This window comes from uncultured Photobacterium sp. (genome assembly GCF_947502415.1).
Taxonomy (GTDB): Bacteria; Pseudomonadota; Gammaproteobacteria; order Enterobacterales; family Vibrionaceae; genus Photobacterium.
The window spans coordinates 138,011-157,356 of record NZ_CANMZV010000006.1; the positions used below are offsets into that span (position 1 = coordinate 138,011).

At 48.2% G+C, this 19,346-nt stretch carries 24 protein-coding genes; 13 read left to right on the forward strand and 11 right to left on the reverse strand.

Going from position 1 to position 19,346, the window contains the following annotated elements; all coding sequences use genetic code 11:
- Position 1: 1 nt before the first annotated feature.
- Both Q0852_RS08600 and Q0852_RS08605 read right to left on the reverse strand, forming a co-directional pair.
- Positions 2 to 766 carry a glycosyltransferase family 2 protein gene (locus Q0852_RS08600; RefSeq protein WP_299017028.1) on the reverse strand — a complete coding sequence of 255 codons (765 nt, stop codon included), beginning with the start codon at positions 764 to 766 and terminating at the stop codon, positions 2 to 4.
- 4 nt (positions 767 to 770) lie between these two features.
- Complete coding sequence (locus Q0852_RS08605; protein ID WP_299017031.1) at positions 771 to 1,802, reverse strand: CDP-glycerol glycerophosphotransferase family protein; 1,032 nt, start codon at positions 1,800 to 1,802, stop codon at positions 771 to 773.
- A 224-nt stretch (positions 1,803 to 2,026) separates the two neighbouring features.
- Between Q0852_RS08605 and waaA the strand changes: the two genes are divergently transcribed.
- Entirely contained in the window at positions 2,027 to 3,313 is a 1,287-nt protein-coding gene (gene waaA, locus Q0852_RS08610; protein ID WP_299017034.1) for a lipid IV(A) 3-deoxy-D-manno-octulosonic acid transferase, read from the forward strand.
- Positions 3,314 to 3,317: 4 nt separating this feature from the next.
- Here waaA and Q0852_RS08615 read toward each other — a convergent pair whose 3' ends face one another.
- Entirely contained in the window at positions 3,318 to 4,022 is a 705-nt protein-coding gene (locus Q0852_RS08615; protein ID WP_299017037.1) for a 3-deoxy-D-manno-octulosonic acid kinase, read from the reverse strand.
- Between the two features lie 94 nt (positions 4,023 to 4,116).
- Between Q0852_RS08615 and Q0852_RS08620 the strand changes: the two genes are divergently transcribed.
- Both Q0852_RS08620 and coaD read left to right on the forward strand, forming a co-directional pair.
- Positions 4,117 to 5,154, forward strand: a complete 1,038-nt coding sequence (locus Q0852_RS08620) for a glycosyltransferase family 9 protein (protein ID WP_299017040.1) — start codon at positions 4,117 to 4,119, stop codon at positions 5,152 to 5,154.
- A 41-nt stretch (positions 5,155 to 5,195) separates the two neighbouring features.
- On the forward strand, positions 5,196 to 5,678 hold the full coding sequence (coaD, locus tag Q0852_RS08625; RefSeq protein ID WP_299017043.1) for a pantetheine-phosphate adenylyltransferase: 483 nt from the start codon (positions 5,196 to 5,198) through the stop codon (positions 5,676 to 5,678).
- Positions 5,679 to 5,732: 54 nt separating this feature from the next.
- On the opposite strand, the gene Q0852_RS08630 is transcribed toward coaD, so the two are convergent.
- From Q0852_RS08630 to radC, 6 genes are all read right to left on the reverse strand, one after another.
- The gene (locus tag Q0852_RS08630; protein WP_299017045.1) at positions 5,733 to 6,737 is read right to left on the reverse strand and encodes an NAD-dependent epimerase; all 1,005 of its coding nucleotides are present in this window, start codon (positions 6,735 to 6,737) and stop codon (positions 5,733 to 5,735) included.
- Positions 6,738 to 6,892: 155 nt separating this feature from the next.
- Positions 6,893 to 7,702 (reverse strand): bifunctional DNA-formamidopyrimidine glycosylase/DNA-(apurinic or apyrimidinic site) lyase, encoded by an 810-nt coding sequence (mutM, locus tag Q0852_RS08635; RefSeq protein WP_299017048.1) that lies wholly within the window; start codon positions 7,700 to 7,702, stop codon positions 6,893 to 6,895.
- Between the two features lie 21 nt (positions 7,703 to 7,723).
- A complete protein-coding gene (locus tag Q0852_RS08640) occupies positions 7,724 to 8,209 on the reverse strand; it encodes a hypothetical protein (protein WP_299017051.1) in 486 nt (161 codons plus the stop codon).
- A gap of 247 nt (positions 8,210 to 8,456) precedes the next feature.
- Positions 8,457 to 8,624, reverse strand: coding sequence for a 50S ribosomal protein L33 (rpmG, locus tag Q0852_RS08645; RefSeq protein ID WP_004405486.1), 168 nt, complete (start codon positions 8,622 to 8,624; stop codon positions 8,457 to 8,459).
- A 13-nt stretch (positions 8,625 to 8,637) separates the two neighbouring features.
- Positions 8,638 to 8,874 (reverse strand): 50S ribosomal protein L28, encoded by a 237-nt coding sequence (gene rpmB, locus Q0852_RS08650; protein WP_047875542.1) that lies wholly within the window; start codon positions 8,872 to 8,874, stop codon positions 8,638 to 8,640.
- A gap of 173 nt (positions 8,875 to 9,047) precedes the next feature.
- A complete protein-coding gene (gene radC / locus Q0852_RS08655) occupies positions 9,048 to 9,722 on the reverse strand; it encodes a DNA repair protein RadC (RefSeq protein WP_299017115.1) in 675 nt (224 codons plus the stop codon).
- A 309-nt stretch (positions 9,723 to 10,031) separates the two neighbouring features.
- Between radC and coaBC the strand changes: the two genes are divergently transcribed.
- The 3 genes from coaBC (at position 10,032) to slmA (ending at position 12,488) form a co-directional block, all read left to right on the forward strand.
- Positions 10,032 to 11,255, forward strand: a complete 1,224-nt coding sequence (gene coaBC, locus Q0852_RS08660; protein WP_299017117.1) for a bifunctional phosphopantothenoylcysteine decarboxylase/phosphopantothenate--cysteine ligase CoaBC — start codon at positions 10,032 to 10,034, stop codon at positions 11,253 to 11,255.
- A complete protein-coding gene (gene dut, locus Q0852_RS08665) occupies positions 11,242 to 11,697 on the forward strand; it encodes a dUTP diphosphatase (RefSeq protein ID WP_299017120.1) in 456 nt (151 codons plus the stop codon). Before coaBC ends, dut begins: the two co-directional genes overlap by 14 nt.
- Before the next feature lie 200 nt (positions 11,698 to 11,897).
- A complete protein-coding gene (gene slmA, locus Q0852_RS08670; protein ID WP_299017123.1) occupies positions 11,898 to 12,488 on the forward strand; it encodes a nucleoid occlusion factor SlmA in 591 nt (196 codons plus the stop codon).
- A 113-nt stretch (positions 12,489 to 12,601) separates the two neighbouring features.
- Here slmA and pyrE read toward each other — a convergent pair whose 3' ends face one another.
- Both pyrE and rph read right to left on the reverse strand, forming a co-directional pair.
- A complete protein-coding gene (pyrE, locus tag Q0852_RS08675) occupies positions 12,602 to 13,243 on the reverse strand; it encodes an orotate phosphoribosyltransferase (protein ID WP_299017126.1) in 642 nt (213 codons plus the stop codon).
- 114 nt (positions 13,244 to 13,357) lie between these two features.
- Positions 13,358 to 14,074 (reverse strand): ribonuclease PH, encoded by a 717-nt coding sequence (gene rph, locus Q0852_RS08680; RefSeq protein WP_299017129.1) that lies wholly within the window; start codon positions 14,072 to 14,074, stop codon positions 13,358 to 13,360.
- 240 nt (positions 14,075 to 14,314) lie between these two features.
- Here rph and Q0852_RS08685 point away from each other — a divergent pair, with 240 nt between their 5' ends.
- The 7 genes from Q0852_RS08685 (at position 14,315) to Q0852_RS08710 (ending at position 19,343) form a co-directional block, all read left to right on the forward strand.
- A complete protein-coding gene (locus Q0852_RS08685) occupies positions 14,315 to 15,178 on the forward strand; it encodes a YicC/YloC family endoribonuclease (protein WP_299017132.1) in 864 nt (287 codons plus the stop codon).
- 233 nt (positions 15,179 to 15,411) lie between these two features.
- Positions 15,412 to 16,602, forward strand: a complete 1,191-nt coding sequence (locus Q0852_RS08690) for a tyrosine-type recombinase/integrase (protein ID WP_367278121.1) — start codon at positions 15,412 to 15,414, stop codon at positions 16,600 to 16,602.
- A gap of 9 nt (positions 16,603 to 16,611) precedes the next feature.
- Positions 16,612 to 17,289, forward strand: coding sequence for a hypothetical protein (locus Q0852_RS08695; RefSeq protein ID WP_299017138.1), 678 nt, complete (start codon positions 16,612 to 16,614; stop codon positions 17,287 to 17,289).
- A 122-nt stretch (positions 17,290 to 17,411) separates the two neighbouring features.
- The gene (locus tag Q0852_RS08700) at positions 17,412 to 17,615 is read left to right on the forward strand and encodes an AlpA family transcriptional regulator (protein WP_299017141.1); all 204 of its coding nucleotides are present in this window, start codon (positions 17,412 to 17,414) and stop codon (positions 17,613 to 17,615) included.
- A 34-nt stretch (positions 17,616 to 17,649) separates the two neighbouring features.
- Positions 17,650 to 17,841: a helix-turn-helix transcriptional regulator gene (locus Q0852_RS23965; RefSeq protein ID WP_367278124.1), complete on the forward strand. Its 192-nt coding sequence runs from the start codon at positions 17,650 to 17,652 to the stop codon at positions 17,839 to 17,841.
- A 167-nt stretch (positions 17,842 to 18,008) separates the two neighbouring features.
- Positions 18,009 to 18,605 carry an inovirus-type Gp2 protein gene (locus Q0852_RS08705; protein ID WP_299017145.1) on the forward strand — a complete coding sequence of 199 codons (597 nt, stop codon included), beginning with the start codon at positions 18,009 to 18,011 and terminating at the stop codon, positions 18,603 to 18,605.
- A gap of 123 nt (positions 18,606 to 18,728) precedes the next feature.
- Positions 18,729 to 19,343 (forward strand): HGGxSTG domain-containing protein, encoded by a 615-nt coding sequence (locus tag Q0852_RS08710; RefSeq protein ID WP_299017148.1) that lies wholly within the window; start codon positions 18,729 to 18,731, stop codon positions 19,341 to 19,343.
- Positions 19,344 to 19,346: the final 3 nt, after the last annotated feature.

Below are 19,346 nucleotides of genomic sequence, written 5' to 3' on the forward strand. Positions count from 1 at the left end.
TCTATTTTTCCTGCTCCAGCAGCCATAGCCCGACATATTTGTTGAAATTCACCTGAGCATAAGTCATCGCGATAATGAAACCCACGCTACCGTCCAGAAATCCACGGCGGATCACATAAATGTGGAAGAAGGTCCAGATAGCCCGTAACAATGCCAAGAACAAGCCATGGGACTTCTTGCCCTTGCGGTGATACTTCTGCGCGCCCAGCCAGGCATATTGTGCGGCCTTATCCAGACCATGACCGTAATCCCGGTGTGTATAGTGCAGCAAAAGCCCCTTCATAACTCCGGTACTGCCTGTAGCAGGAATTACAGTTTCATGGACTTCATCCAGGGTATAGCGGGAACCATCACGCTGGAACAGACGCAATACTGAACGAGCGCTACGGCCATGCTTCAACGTCTTACCATAAAGGGTTACACCCCATGGCAAACGATAAGCAGTATCTTCAATCGTGTCTTGCTCAAGCAGTGACACCAAGGCCTTTTGCATGTCAGCATCAAGCGCTTCATCGGCATCAATCGACAGCACCCAGTCACAGGTTGCCTTGTCCAGTGCTCGCTGCTTCTGCTTGCCAAAGCCCGGCCAGTCAGTGATGGTGACATTATCAGTATAGCGGCGGCAGATTTCGACCGTGTCGTCCGTAGAGCCGCTATCAAGCACGATAATTTCATCAGCGACCGCAGCAACAGACTGCAAACAGCCTTCGACCCGGTCAGCTTCATTTTTGGTGATGAGTATTACAGATAGGGTATGTTTTCGCATGAAGTTACCATTTCCAATAGCCAAGCGACTTTCTCATTTTTAGATTGCGCCATACATTCTTCGGTTTGCGATCCTGCCAGCCCTGCTGCAGCATTTCAGTGACCGCAGCCAGAACCCGAGGTACCGACTTGCCATCCAGATACGGCGTGATTGCAGGGCCATACTGGGCAATGCGCTCCAGCAGCTCTGCGTCGGGGTTTAATCCATGCTCAATCGCACCGGCCAATGCCTCTGGTTGGGTGATATTAATAAAGCTCGGTTGCACCTCACGGTTATTTACCGTCACCACAGGTTTGCCCAGCAACAAGAATTCTTGAAAGATTGACGAATTATCACACACCATCACATCGGCGCGATGCAATAACTCGATCACCCGATCATTATCAAAAAACATCAGGTTTTCATTCTCAAGTGCCCGGTATTTCGCCACCGTTTCCGGTGCCATCTTAGGGTGCAGCGTTACCAGCCACTGCCAGTTACCTTGCTGACTCAACATTTTAATTTGGTCATAGACCAGCTCGGCACAAGACAAGCTAGCGGAAAATGTTGAGGAAAATGCAATTTGCGGCCGGCTATACGACTCATCATGTACATAGCTAAACAGACTATCAAGCTTGATCCAGCCAGTTTCAACCACCTTAAAATAGCCACGCTGCTGAGCCAGTGGTAGTAAGGTACCTGTACGCTCATGCCCTTCGGTACAATAGAGATCAAACAGGCCGCGCTCCGGATACAAATTGCCACGCTTGCTTTCATTCAGGCCATGAAAAACCTGAACCTTCAAGCCTGGAATAAAGCCTGGAATCCGATCTCCCGGTGCAAACACAGCATCAGGATGATAGGTTACCGCTGCATCCACGCTCTCTAGCATCTCTTCGCCCGGCAGCAAAAATTGCTTTGAAACATCCTTGCCGACAAGCAACCATTTCACTTCATGCCCCAACGACTTTGCGTATTGCTGTAGCGGCCGAAGAATAGAAAAGGAATAGTTTTGCTCAACATAAAACAAGAAACGGTATAAAGAGTTCTTGTTCATAACATTACCATTTGGTTGCATTGTGAGTTCCAGGCTGATTTTTCAACGATGCTTCTGCGCAGATTGAAAGCAATTTAAGACCATATTCAAGCGCTCAATAATACCAGAAAATCCCCCTGAGCTATGCTTTCACAACAAAAGCTTGGTAAAAAATCGCAAACCCTTACCGACATCGTTTACACTCTCGTCTGCAAACTGACAGCCGATACACAGGACGAAACAACATGATCTTTCGCTGGTTATACACCTTACTGCTTAGTTTAGCGGCCCCACTACTACTGTATGGCCTATATAAGAAAAAAGAGGGAAAGCCAGCTTTCGGCCCACGCTGGAAAGAACATTTCGGATATACTCCCGCTCTCGCAGTCACAAATGAAAACACACGTCCAATCTGGATCCATGCCGTCTCAGTTGGCGAATCGATCGCGGCTGTCCCGGTCATCAAAGCATTAAAAGCTCAGCATCCCGAGCAGCAAATCATCGTCACCACCACCACCAGTACCGGGGCCGAGCAGATCGCCAAACTAGGCGACTTGGTAGAACACCGCTACATGCCGATTGATTTTAGCTGGTGCGTTAAAGGCTTCCTTAAAACTATTCAGCCTGCTGCAATGCTGATAATGGAAACGGAACTGTGGCCGAATACCCTCACCACTGTCCACAATTCTGGTATTCCGGTGATCGTTATGAATGCGCGCCTTTCGGCCCGTTCAGCCGACCGCTACCGCAGGTTCAAACCACTGTTCAATATCCTCACAAAACATATCGACCACTTGTTATGCCTGCACCAAGACGATGCCGATCGCTTTATTTCCCTTGGCATCCCGGCCAGCAACGTCAGCGTAACCGGCTCAATTAAATTTGATATCCAGATCTCTGACCACGTGTTCAAAAAAGCCGCCGAACTTCGCCTAGATCTTGGTGAGCAGCGCCCTATCTGGGTAGCAGCTAGCACACATAAGGGTGAAGATGAGCAGGTTCTAAGCGCATTCAGCCAGGTTCAACAATCTTTCCCGGACAGCTTGCTAATTTTGGTGCCACGCCATCCAGAACGGTTTAACCAGGTTGAAAAGCTCTGCCTCGACAGCGAATTCAACTGCGTCCGCCGGACCCAAGGTGAGGTCATTACCCCTGATACCCAGATCTACCTGGCCGATACCATGGGCGAGATGTTGATTTTCCAGGGAGCTGCAGACATCACCTTCATGGGCGGGAGTCTGATCGGCAATGCCGTCGGCGGTCACAACATGCTGGAGCCAGCAGCTCTGGGCAAACCGACTATCACAGGGCCAAGCTATTACAACTTTACCGATATTACCCAACAGCTGACGGCTGCCGATGCGGTATGGGTCTGCGACGGTTCTGAATCTCTGGCACAGATGCTAATTCAGCTTATTGATAACCCTGAACAACGACAAAAAATGGGTACGGCCGCACTGACCGTAGTCAAACAAAATCAGGGAGCCGTTGAGAAAACCCTGTCGGCTCTCAGCCAGCAGCTCGCCCGCTAAAAAATTACGCTTTCCCGTAACCATCCAGCAATGCCTGCCAACATTGCTCGCTAAAACGGATCCCCCGCTTGCCCTGCTCCTTAACAAAAGAGCGGCGCAGGCGGGCCAGGTTCTTCGCCTTCCAGGACTCACCAGCCTGCTCGTAGCATTTATCAAAATCAATCAGCCAGACCTGCTGCTGACTATCGAGCAGGATATTATGGCTGTTGAGATCGGTATGGCACACTTGGAGATCGTGCATCTTGCGCACCATTCTTCCAACCGCCTTCCAGACTGATTCCGCGAGTTCCTCTTGTTGCAGTATCCCGACCAAATCTCTGGCGTCCGCAATCTTTTCTACCAAAAGATCGGCACTATAAAGCAGCCCTTTACGGATCGCCCGAGCAGCAACCGGACGGGGTACACGTACCCCCCCCCGCACCAACTTATCCAGCAACGCAATTTCTTCAGCGCAGCGGGTCTTAGACCACCCGATGAACCAATACGAATCTTCCACCAGCTTGCCAAACAATCCGCCACGACGGTAATGCCGCAGCGCCATATCCAACGTCTCACCACGAACAAACCAGGTTGTACCCCGGCCTTGGGCCGAGCCAATCACCCGATCAGACTGCTGCCAATAACCAGGGTTAAAACAAGCATCAGCCTGCTCAGGTAATAACTCAGGGTCAAACCAGATACGCTGGTTGCCGGATATGATTTCTTGCACGTATAAAACTCCAAGGCTGGATGTGACAGAGTATTTTACAATCACTTACCTGAACTGCATAATTCCATCTTCAAATCATTACTGGGTATAAGCAATGGCGCTATTTTCTACTCCGCCACAATCGTTATGTATTCTTAGGTTATCTGCCATCGGTGATGTCTGCCACGCCATTGCCGTCGTCCAGGCCATCCAGAAACACTGGCCACAAACAGAAATTACCTGGATTACAGGGAAAATAGAGGCCCAGCTGGTTGGCGACCTGCCTGGCATAAAAGTCGTCGTCTTTGATAAAAAAGCCGGTCTTGCCGGTATGAGAGCAGTATGGTCAGCCCTAAAAGGGCAACGCTTCGACGCCCTGCTCCATATGCAGGCCGCCCTGCGTGCCAGCGTCCTGTCTCTGGGTATCAAAGCCAAATATAAAATCGGATTTAGCCGCAACCGCACCAAAGAAGGACAGTGGCTGTTTACCAACAAGCACCTGCCAAACACCGATGCCTTCCATGTACTCGATAACTTTGCCGAATTCGCCAAATACCTCGGCGTACCTTTTGCGAGTCCCGAGTGGAATATCCCGCTGGCAGAGCAAGACATCAGCTTTGCCAAACAATACACCGGCAGCAAACCAACACTGGTTATTTCACCGGCTGCCAGCAAAGATGAGCGAAACTGGCTGACTGAGTACTATGCCGAACTGGCTGATTATGCCAGCAGCAAAGGCATGAATGTGATCCTGTGCGGCTCGCCTGCCCCGCGCGAAATTGAACTGGGCAAAGCCATTGAAGGCCTCTGCAAGCAACCTGTTGAAAACCTAATCGGCCAGACCAGCCTGAAACAGCTCACGGCTCTGCTAGGCCAGGCCAGTGTAGTTCTGGCTCCGGATACCGGGCCGGCACACCTGGCAACGACACAAGGCACCCCGGTGATTGGCCTGTATGCCCACAGTAACCCAAAACGAACCGGCCCTTACAACAGCCTTGACTATGTAGCGAGCGTCTACAACCAGCATGCCGAGCAGCAACATGGTAAACCGGTTGGCGAACTGCCATGGGGAACCCGCGTCAAAGGCAGCGAGATCATGAAAGATATTGACGTAGACGGAGTGAAATCTACACTCGATATGCTTGTATCATAATTCGCTGAAGCTCAAGAACATCACTATTATTGGTATTAATTATGACAACCCGCGTTATCTATCCCGGTACTTTTGATCCCATCACCAACGGCCACCTTGACCTCATTGAACGTGCTGCCGCCATGTTCGACCACGTGGTTGTCGGCATTGCCTTCAGCCCAAGCAAAAAACCGCTGTTTGGCCTGGAAGAACGGGTAGAGCTAGCCAAAACCATCACCAAACACCTTGATAACGTTGAAATTGTTGGTTTTTCCGGACTGCTGGTTGATTTCGCCAAAGAATATCAGGCCAACGTTCTGGTTCGGGGCCTGCGTGCGGTCTCAGATTTCGAGTACGAGTTTCAGCTTGCCAACATGAACCGCCGCCTGATGCCAGAGCTGGAAACGGTTTTCCTGACCCCGGCAGAAGAAAACTCATTTATCTCTTCGACCATCGTCAAGGAAGTCGCGCTGCACAAAGGGGACGTCAGCCAGTTCGTCGACCCGTATGTAACCGATGCCCTGATGAAAAAGCTGCACAACTAAGTGAACAAAAAAAAGGAGGCATTCGCCTCCTTTTTTATTTTCAACAATCAGCAATTAGCACTGGTAAAATTCGCGATACCAATCAACAAAAGCTTTCACGCCTTCCTTAACCTTCACTTCCGGCTTGTAGCCTGTGGCTTTAAACAAATCTTCGGTATCGGCATAGGTCGCATATACATCACCCGGCTGCATCGGCATGAAGTTCTTCTTCGCTTCAATGCCCAACGCCTCTTCCATTGCTTCAATAAACTCCATCAGCTTAACCGGACTACCATGGCCAATATTGTAGACACGGTATGGAGCCGAGCTAGTTGCCGGGGTGCCGGTTTCAACAGTCCAGTCTGCCGTTTTCTCTGGAATCACATCCTGAATACGAATAATGCCTTCAACAATATCGTCGATATAAGTGAAGTCACGACGCATATCACCATTGTTGTAGACATCAATCTGCTCGCCATTCACAATCTTCTTGGTGAACTTGAACAGTGCCATATCAGGACGTCCCCACGGGCCATATACGGTAAAGAAACGCAAACCGGTTGTCGGAACACCGTACAAGTGGGAATAAGTGTGCGCCATCAGCTCATTCGATTTTTTCGTTGCCGCATACAGTGAAATCGGATGATCGACACTGTCAGCCGTATCAAATGGCATTTTCTGGTTCAGGCCGTAAACCGAGCTTGACGAAGCATAAACCAGGTGCTGAATTTTATGATGCCGGCAACCTTCCAGAATCGTCAGGTGCCCAACCAGGTTGCTATCAGCATAGGCCATCGGGTTATCAATGGAATAGCGTACCCCGGCCTGAGCTCCTAAATGGATCACCCGGTCAAATCTTTGCTCAGCAAACAGGTTGGCAATCCCTTCCCTGTCAGCCAAATCCATCTTGATAAATGTAAATGCAGGGTTGGCCATTCGCTCCAAGCGAGCCTGTTTCAGGGCTACATCGTAGTAGTCATTAAGGTTATCAATACCAACCACATCATGGCCCTGCGCGCACAAGCGCTCGGTAACAGCACTACCAATAAAACCGGCTGCACCGGTAACTAGATATTTCATAATACTCTTTACAACCCCAGCAAATGTGCCACCTTAGGCCCATTGCGAATGATTCAATAACGCCCGGATCATAGCACTCCATACCCAGAGGCGATACATATCTACATTATAAACACGGTTAATTATCCTGAGCCCCAGGTTAAGCAAAGCTAATCCTATGTCTGGCAACTGCTGCAATACACAGTTGCCCGTTGACCGATTTTTACCTCATTCAGAGGCTTGTCACAGCGTGGACACGGCTCACCGCCTTTTCCGTAAACTTGCAACTCCTGAGCAAAATACCCCGGCTTGCCATCGGCATTTTTAAAATCTTTTAAGGTAGTGCCGCCCTGCTCGATAGCAAATGCTAATACCGCCTTAATCTCATCCACCAACACCGCCAATCGCGACAGGGAAATATTGCCAGCCGCCCGCTTCGGGTGAATACCAGCACTGAACAGCGACTCATTGGCATAGATATTCCCTACCCCAACGACCACCTGGTTGTCCATAATGAACTGCTTGATAGCGGTACGCTTACCCTTGGCTTTATCAAACAAGTAATCAGCTGTAAAAGTATCACCAAGCGGTTCGGGACCAAGCTTGCCCAGTACCGTATGCTGTTCGTCAGCCAACTGCCACAACCAAGCTCCAAAGCGTCGGGGATCGTTATAGCGCAGCAGCTCTCCGCTCGCGAGCAGCAGATCGACGTGGTCATGCTTCTCTGGCGGCACAGTTGCAGGCAGAACACGTAAACTCCCAGACATTCCCAGGTGAACAATGGCTGTACCGGCATCCGTTTCCAACAACAAGTATTTGGCCCGCCGGCTAACCCGGCGAACCACCTGCCCCTCAATCTGTCGGATCTCTTTCGGAATCGGCCAGCGTAACCGCGGATTCCTGACAGTGATACTCACTACCGTCTGCCCCACAACATGAGGCGAGATCCCCATTCGGCTTACTTCAACTTCAGGTAACTCAGGCATGATTTCTTCCGTTAGTCGCAATCAAAGGGGAAACAGGTATGACTCATCGACAGAAATCGCCAGCCACACCCCTTGCCAGCCTTTCAGCAGCCAGAACTGCGGTAATTGATAGACCGTTACCCGTACAGGCTCTTCAACCGATTGCAACCAAATTTCGACGGTTCTGGGCGTTCCTAGCTGCGGTTTCAACTGAGTCATCATCGCCTCATCCACCACCGTCCCGGCAATCGACTGCCAGTTTTCAACAATAATCTGAGGTGACTTCTCCGTTGCTGGCTCGGCAATCCATAAACTACCTTGTTGGATAAGGGTGTGGCCAGGAAGGTAAAGACGGGTAATCACCGCCTGTTCAGGCAAGAGGGATTGCGAGGCGGATGGAGAGACCGGGGTGCTTTCCGGTTTGAGTCGCTCTCGGATCAAGTCCGGGAACTGCACTAATGCGATAAAAAGAATGACCGCAATAATGATGACATTATTCCAGCCCCGGCGTGATAGTTTGATCCCCATGATGTTCCTTTCCCCGTAATAAACCAAATTGAAGAATAATCTAGCTTATCATCCAGAACGTCACTGCCGTCCAGAGTGGAGCAGATCATTGTTCAGTTTGCTATATCAAGCTTCACTATGAATCATAACAATAAAACAATGAGGCCAGACAAGAGAAAACATGGAGTAAATTCAGATAACGCTGAATAACAGGTATAAAAAAACCCAGCGAGATGCCGGGTTTTTATCAAAGAACTGCGAAAACCAATTACTTGATTTTAGCTTCTTTGTACATAACGTGCTTGCGAACTACAGGATCAAATTTCTTGATCTCGAATTTGCCTGGCATGTTACGCTTGTTTTTGTCGGTAGTGTAGAAGTGGCCTGTACCAGCAGATGATACTAGACGGATCTTCTCACGAATGCCTTTAGCCATTGTTCAAATCCTCTTAAACGTTCTCGCCGCGAGCACGCATATCAGAAAGAACGGCATCAATACCTTTCTTATCAATGATACGCATACCTTTCGCAGAAAGGCGTAGTTTAACGAAGCGTTTTTCGCTTTCTACCCAGAAACGATGAGTTTGCAGGTTCGGCAGAAAACGACGCTTGGTGGCATTACGTGCGTGTGAACGGTTGTTACCCGTTACAGGACGCTTACCAGTTACTTGGCATACTCGGGACATTACTGTCTTCTCCAAATCGTTTCAGCTCGATATCTACCGTGGTTGATTCAATGCAAAAAAACTTTTTACATATAACCACAGCTATCAAAGGTCGCGCATTATACTAAGTCAAAACCAGTTGCTCAAGTCCCGAGCAGATCCTTTCTCATCTTTTTAAGCGAATTTTGACTATTTTATAGCCAACCCCGTTCGGTAAAAGAAACTATTTCTCCGTCACCAACAATAAAATGATCCAGGATACGAATATCGACCAAGGCCAGCGCATCGCTGATCCTTCGTGTAATTCGACGGTCTGCCTGACTCGGCTCTGCGACGCCTGACGGGTGATTATGCGCTAAAATGAGTGCGGCTGCATTAAGTTCCAGTGATCTTTTTACAACTTCCCGCGGATAAACGCTTGCAGAGTCGATAGTTCCCTCAAAAAGTACTTCTCCAGTCAGCACTCTGTGCTGGTTGTCCAGAAACAAAACATAAAACGCTTCGCGATGGCGATCACGCAGCACCTGACTAAGATAACGACGCGTATGCTCAGAGCTGGTCAGGGCATCTTCTTTTTTCAGCGTCTCAACAAAATGCCGCTCACTCATCGCCATAACTGCTTGTAACAAAGCATATTTTGCCGGCCCCAACCCTTTATGGCGACAAAAATCATCTTTATTAGCTGCCAGCAAGGTCCGCAACGAGCCAAACTCCTCCAACAGGTAGGTCGCCAGCTCCAACGCATTCATCCCGGCAATCCCGGTACGCAAAAAAATAGCCAACAGCTCAGCATCAGTCAGGGCATCCGGCCCGTGGGATAACAGCTTTTCCCGAGGACGGGAGGCTAAAGGTAAAAGTTTTAAAGACATGCGCTCCCCTTTTGTCACTCGCTACAGAAGAGGGTGTTACGGTATCCCGGGCAAGCCCGGTCAATTGCTTATGGGAAAGCCTTCTCAATATTTATGAACAATTACATTACACCCGAAACTGTCTTACGAGCGCCCGCATCTACCCACTCAAGGTTTCATTCCTTCTGTAAAAATATTATCTCAACAATACGTTAATGGTGAAAATTTGCTCTTCTCTGTGCGTGCGCCTTGATCTCAACCGATGAATGTCCTGTTTTTTGGTGCTATCTTGTTGCCGGAATTCACAGGTTCAGAGAGACAGGCAGAACAATGCAAACACTGGCAGGAAAAAAAATACTTCTTGGGATCAGCGGCGGGATTGCAGCTTATAAGTGTGCCGAGCTGACACGTCGTCTGATTGAACGCGGTGCTGAAGTTCGGGTGGTGATGACCAAAGCCGCCCAGGAATTTATTACCCCCCTGACCATGCAGGCGGTCTCGGGTCACCCGGTATCTGACAGTCTTTTCGATCCGGCAGCCGAAGCCTCAATGGGCCACATTGAACTCGCCAAATGGGCAGACATGGTGCTGCTGGCGCCAGCCACCGCCGATCTGATTGCCCGCATCAGCGCAGGGATGGGCAATGACTTGCTAACCACCCTATGCCTGGCTACTGACTCTCCGATCGTTGTCTCGCCAGCCATGAACCAACAGATGTACAGCAACATCGCCACACAAGAGAATATTGCGACCCTGAAACGCCGAGATTTCCATATCTGGGGGCCTGATAGCGGTGAGCAGGCCTGCGGAGATATCGGCCCGGGACGCATGCTTGATCCGATGGAACTGGTTCACCGCACCGAATCCTTTTTCCTGCCAGCCGATCTCACCGGTCTCAAAATTGCGGTCACTGCCGGACCGACCAGGGAAGCGATTGATCCGGTTCGCTACCTGACCAATCACAGCTCAGGCAAGATGGGTTATGCCATTGCTGAAGCCGCCGCCAAACGCGGTGTCGATGTGACTCTGATCAGCGGTCCGGTCAACCTGGCCACCCCGGCCGGCGTCAAACGTATTGATACCGCCAGTGCCGAACAGATGCATCAGGCTGCCATGGATGCAGCCACCAGCCACGATATTTTTATCTCCTGCGCAGCAGTAGCTGACTTTCGTCCGGCTGAAGTGGCCGACCAGAAGATGAAGAAAAAATCCGGCGAAGATGAAATGGTACTGCGACTGGTCAAAAATCCGGATATAGTTGCCAGCGTTGCCGGACTTACCAAACAACGCCCGTTCACTGTCGGGTTTGCAGCTGAAACCCAGGATGTGGAACAATATGCCCGCGGCAAACTGAGCCGCAAAAACCTAGACCTTATCTGTGCCAATGATGTTTCACAGCAAGGACAGGGCTTCAACAGCGACAGCAATGCCCTGCACCTGTTCTGGCCTGCTGGCGACAAAGTACTGCCGCTGTGCTCGAAGCACGAGCTTGGCCAGCAACTAATCAGTGAAATCATTGCACTTTATAAAGAGAACAAGCATGAAAAAAATTGATCTGAAAATCCTCGACCCACGTGTTGGTAACGAGTTCCCGCTTCCAGCCTATGCAACTGAAGGTTCTGCGGGTCTGGATCTACGTGCTTGTCTGGATGACGCGCTAACTGTTGAACCAGGCCAAACCCACCTGATACCAACAGGCCTGGCAATCCACATTGGCGATCCTAGCCTGGCAGCAACTATCCTGCCGCGCTCAGGCCTGGGCCACAAGCACGGCATCGTACTGGGTAACCTGGTCGGCCTTATCGACTCAGATTACCAGGGTCAGCTAATGGTATCGGTTTGGAACCGTGGACACAGCACCTTTAATATCGAACCGGGCGACCGCATTGCCCAGCTGGTATTTGTTCCTGTGGTACAAGCTGACTTCAATATCGTGTCTGATTTTGATGCCAGCGACCGTGGTGAAGGCGGCTTCGGTCACTCTGGCCGTAGCTAGTACCAGTCTGGATAGATCAGTGTTGGCGAGTTAAGCGAACGAGATCAAATATAAAGCCCAGCCCTTCAGGTTGGGCTTTTTTTGTCGATAAATAGATCAGTATCTAAAGCCAGAGCTTTTCACAGCGCAGCTGCATCGCTAAGATATGCGGGTTTCAAGCTGTCCGGTGACAGCCTCATTTCGAAAAGGAACGGTTATTCATGGCAGGCAACAAAAAGAACAATCGCCGCGAAGAAATTTTGCAAGCGCTGGCACAAATGCTGGAATCTGCCCAAGGCAGCCAGCGTATTACCACAGCCAAGCTGGCAGCACAGGTTGGAGTGTCCGAGGCCGCCCTGTACCGCCACTTTCCAAGCAAGGCACGTATGTTCGAGGGGCTGATTGAGTTCATCGAAGACGCAATCACCACTCGTATCAACCGTATCCTGGATGATGAGAAAGACACCCTGAACCGACTTCGTATGGTACTTCAGCTGATCCTGGGCTTTGCCGAACGTAACCCGGGCCTGAGCCGCATCATGACAGGTCATGCCCTGATGTTTGAACAAGACCGCCTGCAGGCTCGTATCAACCAGCTGTTCGAACGTATCGAAGCCCAGCTACGCCAAATCCTGCGCGAACGCAAACTGCGCGAAGGCAAAGGCTTCCCGGTTGATGAAAATATCCTGGCCGCCCAACTTCTGGGCCAAGTAGAAGGTAGCCTGAACCGCTTCGTTCGCTCTAACTTCAAGTACAAGCCGACCGACAGCTTCGACGAATACTGGCAGCTACTGAGTGCGCAGCTAGGCTAAAAGCAGCCCAGGCCGCAAGTTACAAAATAAAAAAGCGAGAAGCATATACCTCTCGCTTTTTTGATTTGTGGGCGAAGAAGACAGCTTTCCCCTAACCTCTAGTGAAAAGCCTCTTAAACGCCGTACTGCGCACGATAGGCTTTCACCGCTTCCAGATGCGCTACCATGCCGTCCTGCTCTGCCAGGTAGCTCACCACATCATCCAGCGACACAATGGAAATCACTGCACAGCCAAAATCGCGCTCAACTTCCTGAATTGCCGATAGCTCACCCTTGCCTTTCTCCTGGCGGTCAATCGCTACCAGTACACCGGCCAGATCTGCGCCATTTGCCTTGATAAGTTCCATCGACTCGCGAATTGCTGTACCGGCGGTGATCACATCATCAACCAGCATAATGCGGCCTTCCAGTGCACTACCAACCAAATTGCCGCCCTCACCGTGGTCCTTGGCTTCCTTACGGTTGAAACAGTATGGAGTATCAACACCATGATGGTCTGCCAAAGCAACGGCTGTAGTTGTTGCAATTGGGATCCCTTTATACGCCGGACCAAACAGCACATCATATTCAATGCCTGCATCCACCAAAGCTTCAGCGTAAAAACGGCCTAGGCGTGCCAAATCACGACCCGAGTTAAACAGGCCCGCATTGAAAAAGTACGGACTCTTACGGCCGGATTTCAGAGTAAACTCACCAAACTTCAGTACGCCTTTTTCTAGGGCGAATTCGATGAACTGACGCTGATATGCTTTCATGGTTTCTCCTTTATCTTCGATATTAGTGCTGTTACACATGCTCCAAACCTTGCTAATTGACTACATCACCAAAATTTAGACAAAAAAAAGCGACTCAATAGAGTCGCTCAATAATTAACTTTCCAACGCCTGCTTCTGGACGTTGATAATGTCGGCAATGCCCTCTTTCGCCAGGGCCAGCATCGCCAGCAATTCTTCATGGCTGAAGGCTTCGCCCTCTGCCGTCCCCTGAATCTCGATCATCTTGCCTTCTTCGGTCATCACCACATTCATGTCCGTTTCGGCAGCCGAATCTTCAACATACTCAAGGTCGCAGATGGCCTCACCTTTATAGATACCAACCGACACCGCGGCTACCATCCCTTTCAACGGGCTTTGTTTTAGCATGCCGTTGGCCATCATATAGTTGATTGCATCAACCAGGGCTACCATCGCACCGGTAATAGAAGCAGTACGTGTGCCGCCGTCAGCCTGGATAACATCACAGTCAACGGTGATCATTTGCTCACCCAGCACTTCCAGATCAACAGCTGCACGCAGGCTACGAGCGATCAGGCGTTGGATTTCCATCGTACGGCCTCCTTGCTTACCGCTCGCAGCTTCACGGCGGTTACGCGAATGGGTCGCACGAGGCAGCATCCCGTATTCAGCCGTAACCCAACCCTGCCCTTTGCCTTTCAGCCAGCGCGGTACATTTTCTTCAACACTGGCGGTACAAATCACTTTGGTATCACCAAACTCGACCAGCACTGAACCTTCAGCATGAGCTGTAAAGTTACGGGTAATAGTAATAGGACGTACTTGATTGACATTTCTTCCGCTTGGGCGCATCGGTGTTACCTTTGGCTGGCTGATATTAACCGGCGATTATAGCCAGAACACGCAGGCCATGTATACAACACCATGAAAACACAGCCCGGCGCACTAGATTTCTTTTATAGTCAATGGTGCGTATAATCACCGCATTGTCGCAGCTACGTCCATACTGTTATTTATTACGCTTCCTGCCGCTACTGGTCAGTAAGCCTGATACGTAGCTGCAATCCACTTTTATTTAAGGGCCATCAGCCAATGATTCATAGCATGACCGCCTATGCCCGTCGTGAAGTTAAAGGCGACTGGGGCACTGCCGTTTGGGAAATCCGTTCCGTCAATCAGCGTTACCTGGAAACCTACCTGCGTTTGCCAGAGCAATTCCGCAGCCTGGAACCGGTTCTTCGCGAGCGTTTCCGCAAGCGCCTTGCCCGCGGTAAGGTGGAATGTAACCTGCGCTTTGAAGCCAATGCAGCAACCAGCAACGACCTTCGCATCAACGAAGAGCTGGCCAAGCAAGTCATCAAAGCGGCTCAGTGGGTCAAAGAAACTGCCGGCGAAGGTAGTGTTGGTCCATTTCAGGTACTGAACTGGCCGGGCGTGATGGAAGCACCAGAACAAGATCTGGATGCCATCAACCAAGCTCTGCTCGAAGGCTTCGATGAAACCGTCAAAGACTTCATTGCCGCACGTGCAAGCGAAGGCGAAAACATGAAAGCCCTGATCGAGCAGCGTCTGGAAGCGATTGCTGTTGAAGCGGCGAAGGTTCGCCAGCAAATGCCGGAAATCATCAACTGGCAGCGCGAGCGCCTGACGACCCGCTTTGAAGAAGCCAAAGTTGAACTGGATGCAGGCCGCATTGAGCAGGAACTGATCCTGATGGCACAAAAGAGCGATGTTGCCGAAGAACTGGACCGTCTGGACTCGCACGTCAAAGAAACCCAGAAGATCATGAAAAAAGGTGGCGCATGTGGCCGCCGCCTTGATTTCATGATGCAGGAGTTCAACCGCGAATCGAACACCCTGGCCTCAAAGTCAATTAACACTGATATCACCGCCTCAGCAGTAGAGCTCAAGGTATTGATTGAGCAGATGCGCGAGCAGATCCAAAATATTGAATGATGTTTCCATAAGATTCCACTCAAATCGAACCACCTCAAAGCCCCTGTAATATGGGGCTTTATTGGTTTTTATGGGTTCTAGCTTGTTTCGTATAGTTCATGATAAAGTGATGACACGTATGATGACACATATTTTTGTCATCATCTTTCCCAACTAAAAATAAAACTGTGTCATCATTTTAAGCTATGAACAACAAACAACTTGATGCCCTTCTCAGAAAAGGGGAACCTGTAATGCAAACCGTTGATAGTGGTTTGTATTTCCGAATAGCTAGAAGTAAACCCTCATGGGTTGTGAAATATTCGCTAGGAGGCAAGCGTTCTCAAATAGCCTTACCGAAGGCCTACCCACAGTGCTCAATTTCAGAAGCTAAACAATTAGCGCTAGAAATACGTTCAAACGTAAAAGTTGGTATAGACCCCAAAGCCCAGCGAAAACGTGAACAGCAAGTTGCTATCCGTACCGTAAACGACCTATTTACAGATTGGTGTGAAAACGACCTCAACAAGCGCCTCAAGCATCCCCAAATTCCTAAACGACTCTATCGTAAAGAGATGAAAAGCCATATCGGTGAGCTTGCTATAAAAGACGTAAACCCAAGAGACGTTCGCGACATCATTCAACGTATTCTAGTAAGTGGAAGGCCGACTACGGCAAACCAAACGTTAATGTATGCAAAGCAGCTTTTCAGACACGCTGTAAAGCTTAATCTTATTACTTACAACCCAGCGCAAGCTTTTACCCAAACCGATGCTGGTGGCGTACAAGAAGGACGAGCTCGTGCGTTGACGTTTGAAGAGATTGGAGCAACTTTTGAAGTTTTCAGAAAGCACAATGACATCTTCACGCGAGAAAACTACCTCGCTTGCTGCTTATTACTCACTCTGGGTGTGCGCAAAGGTGAGCTTATCTCTGCAAAGTGGGAGCAGTTCGATATTACTAATCGCTTATGGCATATGCTCGAAGAAAACAAAACTCGCGTAGCAATTACCATTCCACTACCAGAAATCACAATTAAATGGCTGGAAGAGTTACATACACGCGCTTGTGGTTCTGAATATGTGTTCCCTGCTCGTAGGGCAAGTAAACGTAGAGCCTATATTTCTGATGACACGTTAAACCATGCGTTAGCCAAAATATTTGGGAAAAAAGTTGATAGCAAGAAGCAGCCCTACCCTAATTACCTTGAGGAGGCTGGTATCGAGCACTTTACTATTCACGATTTTCGAAGAACCTGCCGTAGCTTACTCGCACGTTTAGGCGTTCAGGGGCATGTCGCAGAACGCTGCCTAAACCACAAGGTGAAAGGTGTGGAAGGTATCTACAATCGCCATGATTATCTTGATGAACGGCGAGAGGCTCTTGAGCTACTTGCCAAGACATTGAAACCTTTGATTCACGCGCCATCAAAAAAATTCAAGTGAGAACATGATATGGACACTGACATTTTTCCGGAAGCAAGCGTTTTATGCGATATAGAACAACCCGATATTGCAGTTAAACTTTTACCTAAATTCATAGAACTAGCTACTGAATCGCAGATTACTGAAACAAGCCCTCTATACGCACTATTAGAGTTGGTTGAACAACGATTAAATAAAATCGAAGCCAATGACATCAAGCAGTTATCAAATACCGAGTCTCAGGATCTCCGCGCAATATCCAAGTATATCAATGCCTTATATCAGCAAGGAAGCCCTACAATCACTCATGAAGTAGCAACAATATTGTTACTGATAGGTGTTTATGTCGGTAGACATGATAAAAGCAGGCAATTATCACCATTAGTTAAAACAGCTATCGACAATAAAATGTCACAAAAATCAGGTGTTATTGCTAGATGTGCTAAAGAAGAAGAATCACTGTACTACATCCACCAGCTTGCCATTAGCTTTTATGGGGATATGGCAAATCATAATGTCAAAGCAAGCACATTCTGTAGAGCTGCGTGTGAGTTAATGCAAACAGAAGGCAGAATAACCTACACATTTGAGACAGTAAGAAGCAGATTAAAAGAACGTGGTGCTTTCCCAGAAAAAAGTTTAACAAATGGAAGGGGCTCAAGGATTGACGCTAACCAACTGAAAAACATATGGATTAAGCAGCAATAAATTAGAACACCAGCTTTAACTTCCTTCTTTTAATACCCCCTTATCTAGATAGGGGGAATTTTTTTAATCACCTTTCTTCGCCATCATTACCTCCAGAATCATAACGGAACATCAGGAAAAAAATGATGACTCAACCAGCATACATCAACCGGTTCGTTCGAGAACCAGAACGTAAAGCCATTACCACCATTTCTCGTACTCAAGCATGGAAACTTGAAAAGCAAGGGCTATTCCCCAAACGGATCAAGCTAGGTAACCGCTCCGTTGGTTGGAAACTTTCAGAATTAATGGAATGGATTGATAACCAACCAACAGCTGAGGCATAAAATGGAACGTAAACACTTCGATTACACACGCCATATGACAAAGCATGGCCAAATAACCATTATTAAAAAGAAACAACTAGCCAAAATGCTTGGTGTCTCACCATCTACGATATATCGAATGAACAAAAGTCAATCACTACCCAAACCGCTTTACTGTCCATCGGGATATATAAAAGGCTGGCTTTCTACCGCCATTGATAATTGGGTCACAGAAAACAGTCGCTAAAAGAAAGGGCTTAAAGCCCTTTCCTTTTGTTCTCTTTTGAACGCATTTGACACAGAAATCAATCTTAATGTGCGCTTAGCTAGCTTTGGTTATATCTATTAAAGACTTATCTGATAAGGACTCCAAGCAAACCATCACCATTTAAGTAGGCAGGTTAATAATAATGTATGTCGCAGATTATCCTTCATGAATCAAAAAAATGGTTAGCGTATTACATTCATTACGACACGCCGCAACTTATCTTTTACCGCTCAACAGGTATTAAAAAAGAGATCTTACAAAAAGGATTCACACAACTAGACAACCTAATGACCTATTACTCGAAAGTAACTGTGATCTTTCTTCAGCTACATCAACAACAATTTACAGAAGACAATCAAGTAATCACTAAATTTCTAGTTAAGTTCCAAAAGAGACTCAAGTCAGAATACGCAAGCCGAATTGGCTATCTTTGGGTAAGAGAACACAATGGCGCACCAGCACAACATTATCACCTTGCGGTCATGCTGAACGGTCATAAATGCTGTCGCAGTGGAAACGTCAAACAAATTGCTCATGATATCTGGCAAAACCAAAGTGATGGAAACTATACATACTCAGTCAAAAACCGAATCTACCGCATTGAAAGCTATAAAGGAGAACGAGAGCTAAATGCCGCCCGTATGAGGCTCAGTTATTTTGCTAAGAGAGACACAAAGGACTTCGACAAGTATACGAATAGCTTCGGTACAAGCCAATTACGACGGAACAAAAGAGTGTCTTAACATACACGTTTCTGATAACTAAAAACGAACCCCATGAACCGAACACAAAATAGCAACCAAGACGATACAAGCGATCCTTACTCATGCGCATTTCGCAGTTGCAAAACTATTGGAATAAAGAAAATGGCTCAACGATTCAACCTTCAAACTCTCCCTCAATGCGGTGCAAAAAACCGTAATGGTTCCCCGTGTAAACGTAAGGGAAACTTACGTAATGCCCGTTGTAAGTTACACGGAGGTAACTCTACTGGTCCAGTCACAGAAAACGGTAAAATTGTAGCTCGCCATAATGCCAAAAAGTCGTTTCCAGTGGAGCTAGCAAGCATCAAAGCTAACAATGACTATCTTATGAAAGCTCATACTGCTTATTCTATGCTCCATCATTTAATGTCCGAGCAAGACATCAACTGGGAAAAAGTCCACCAAATAGTAGCTCAATCTCATATCCAGCTAGAATATGCCAAATACCGGATAGCAGAGTTTGCCGAACCATACGCTCTAGCCATTATCCAAACGGCCCTAGATCGTTATTATCAAGACACTAATGCTCCTCACCTGAGATTCCATGCTTTTCAAGGAATGATAATGTTACCCATGTTTTCCCGCCGTTTAACTAAGGTCCAGCAGGCCAGAGTTAATACATGGCTGAAAAATCAAAATTTACCATGGAAGGAGCCTAATTTTATACGGAAATTGAATGCTTGGATGAACAACAAAAAAAATATGCAAACAAATTAAACG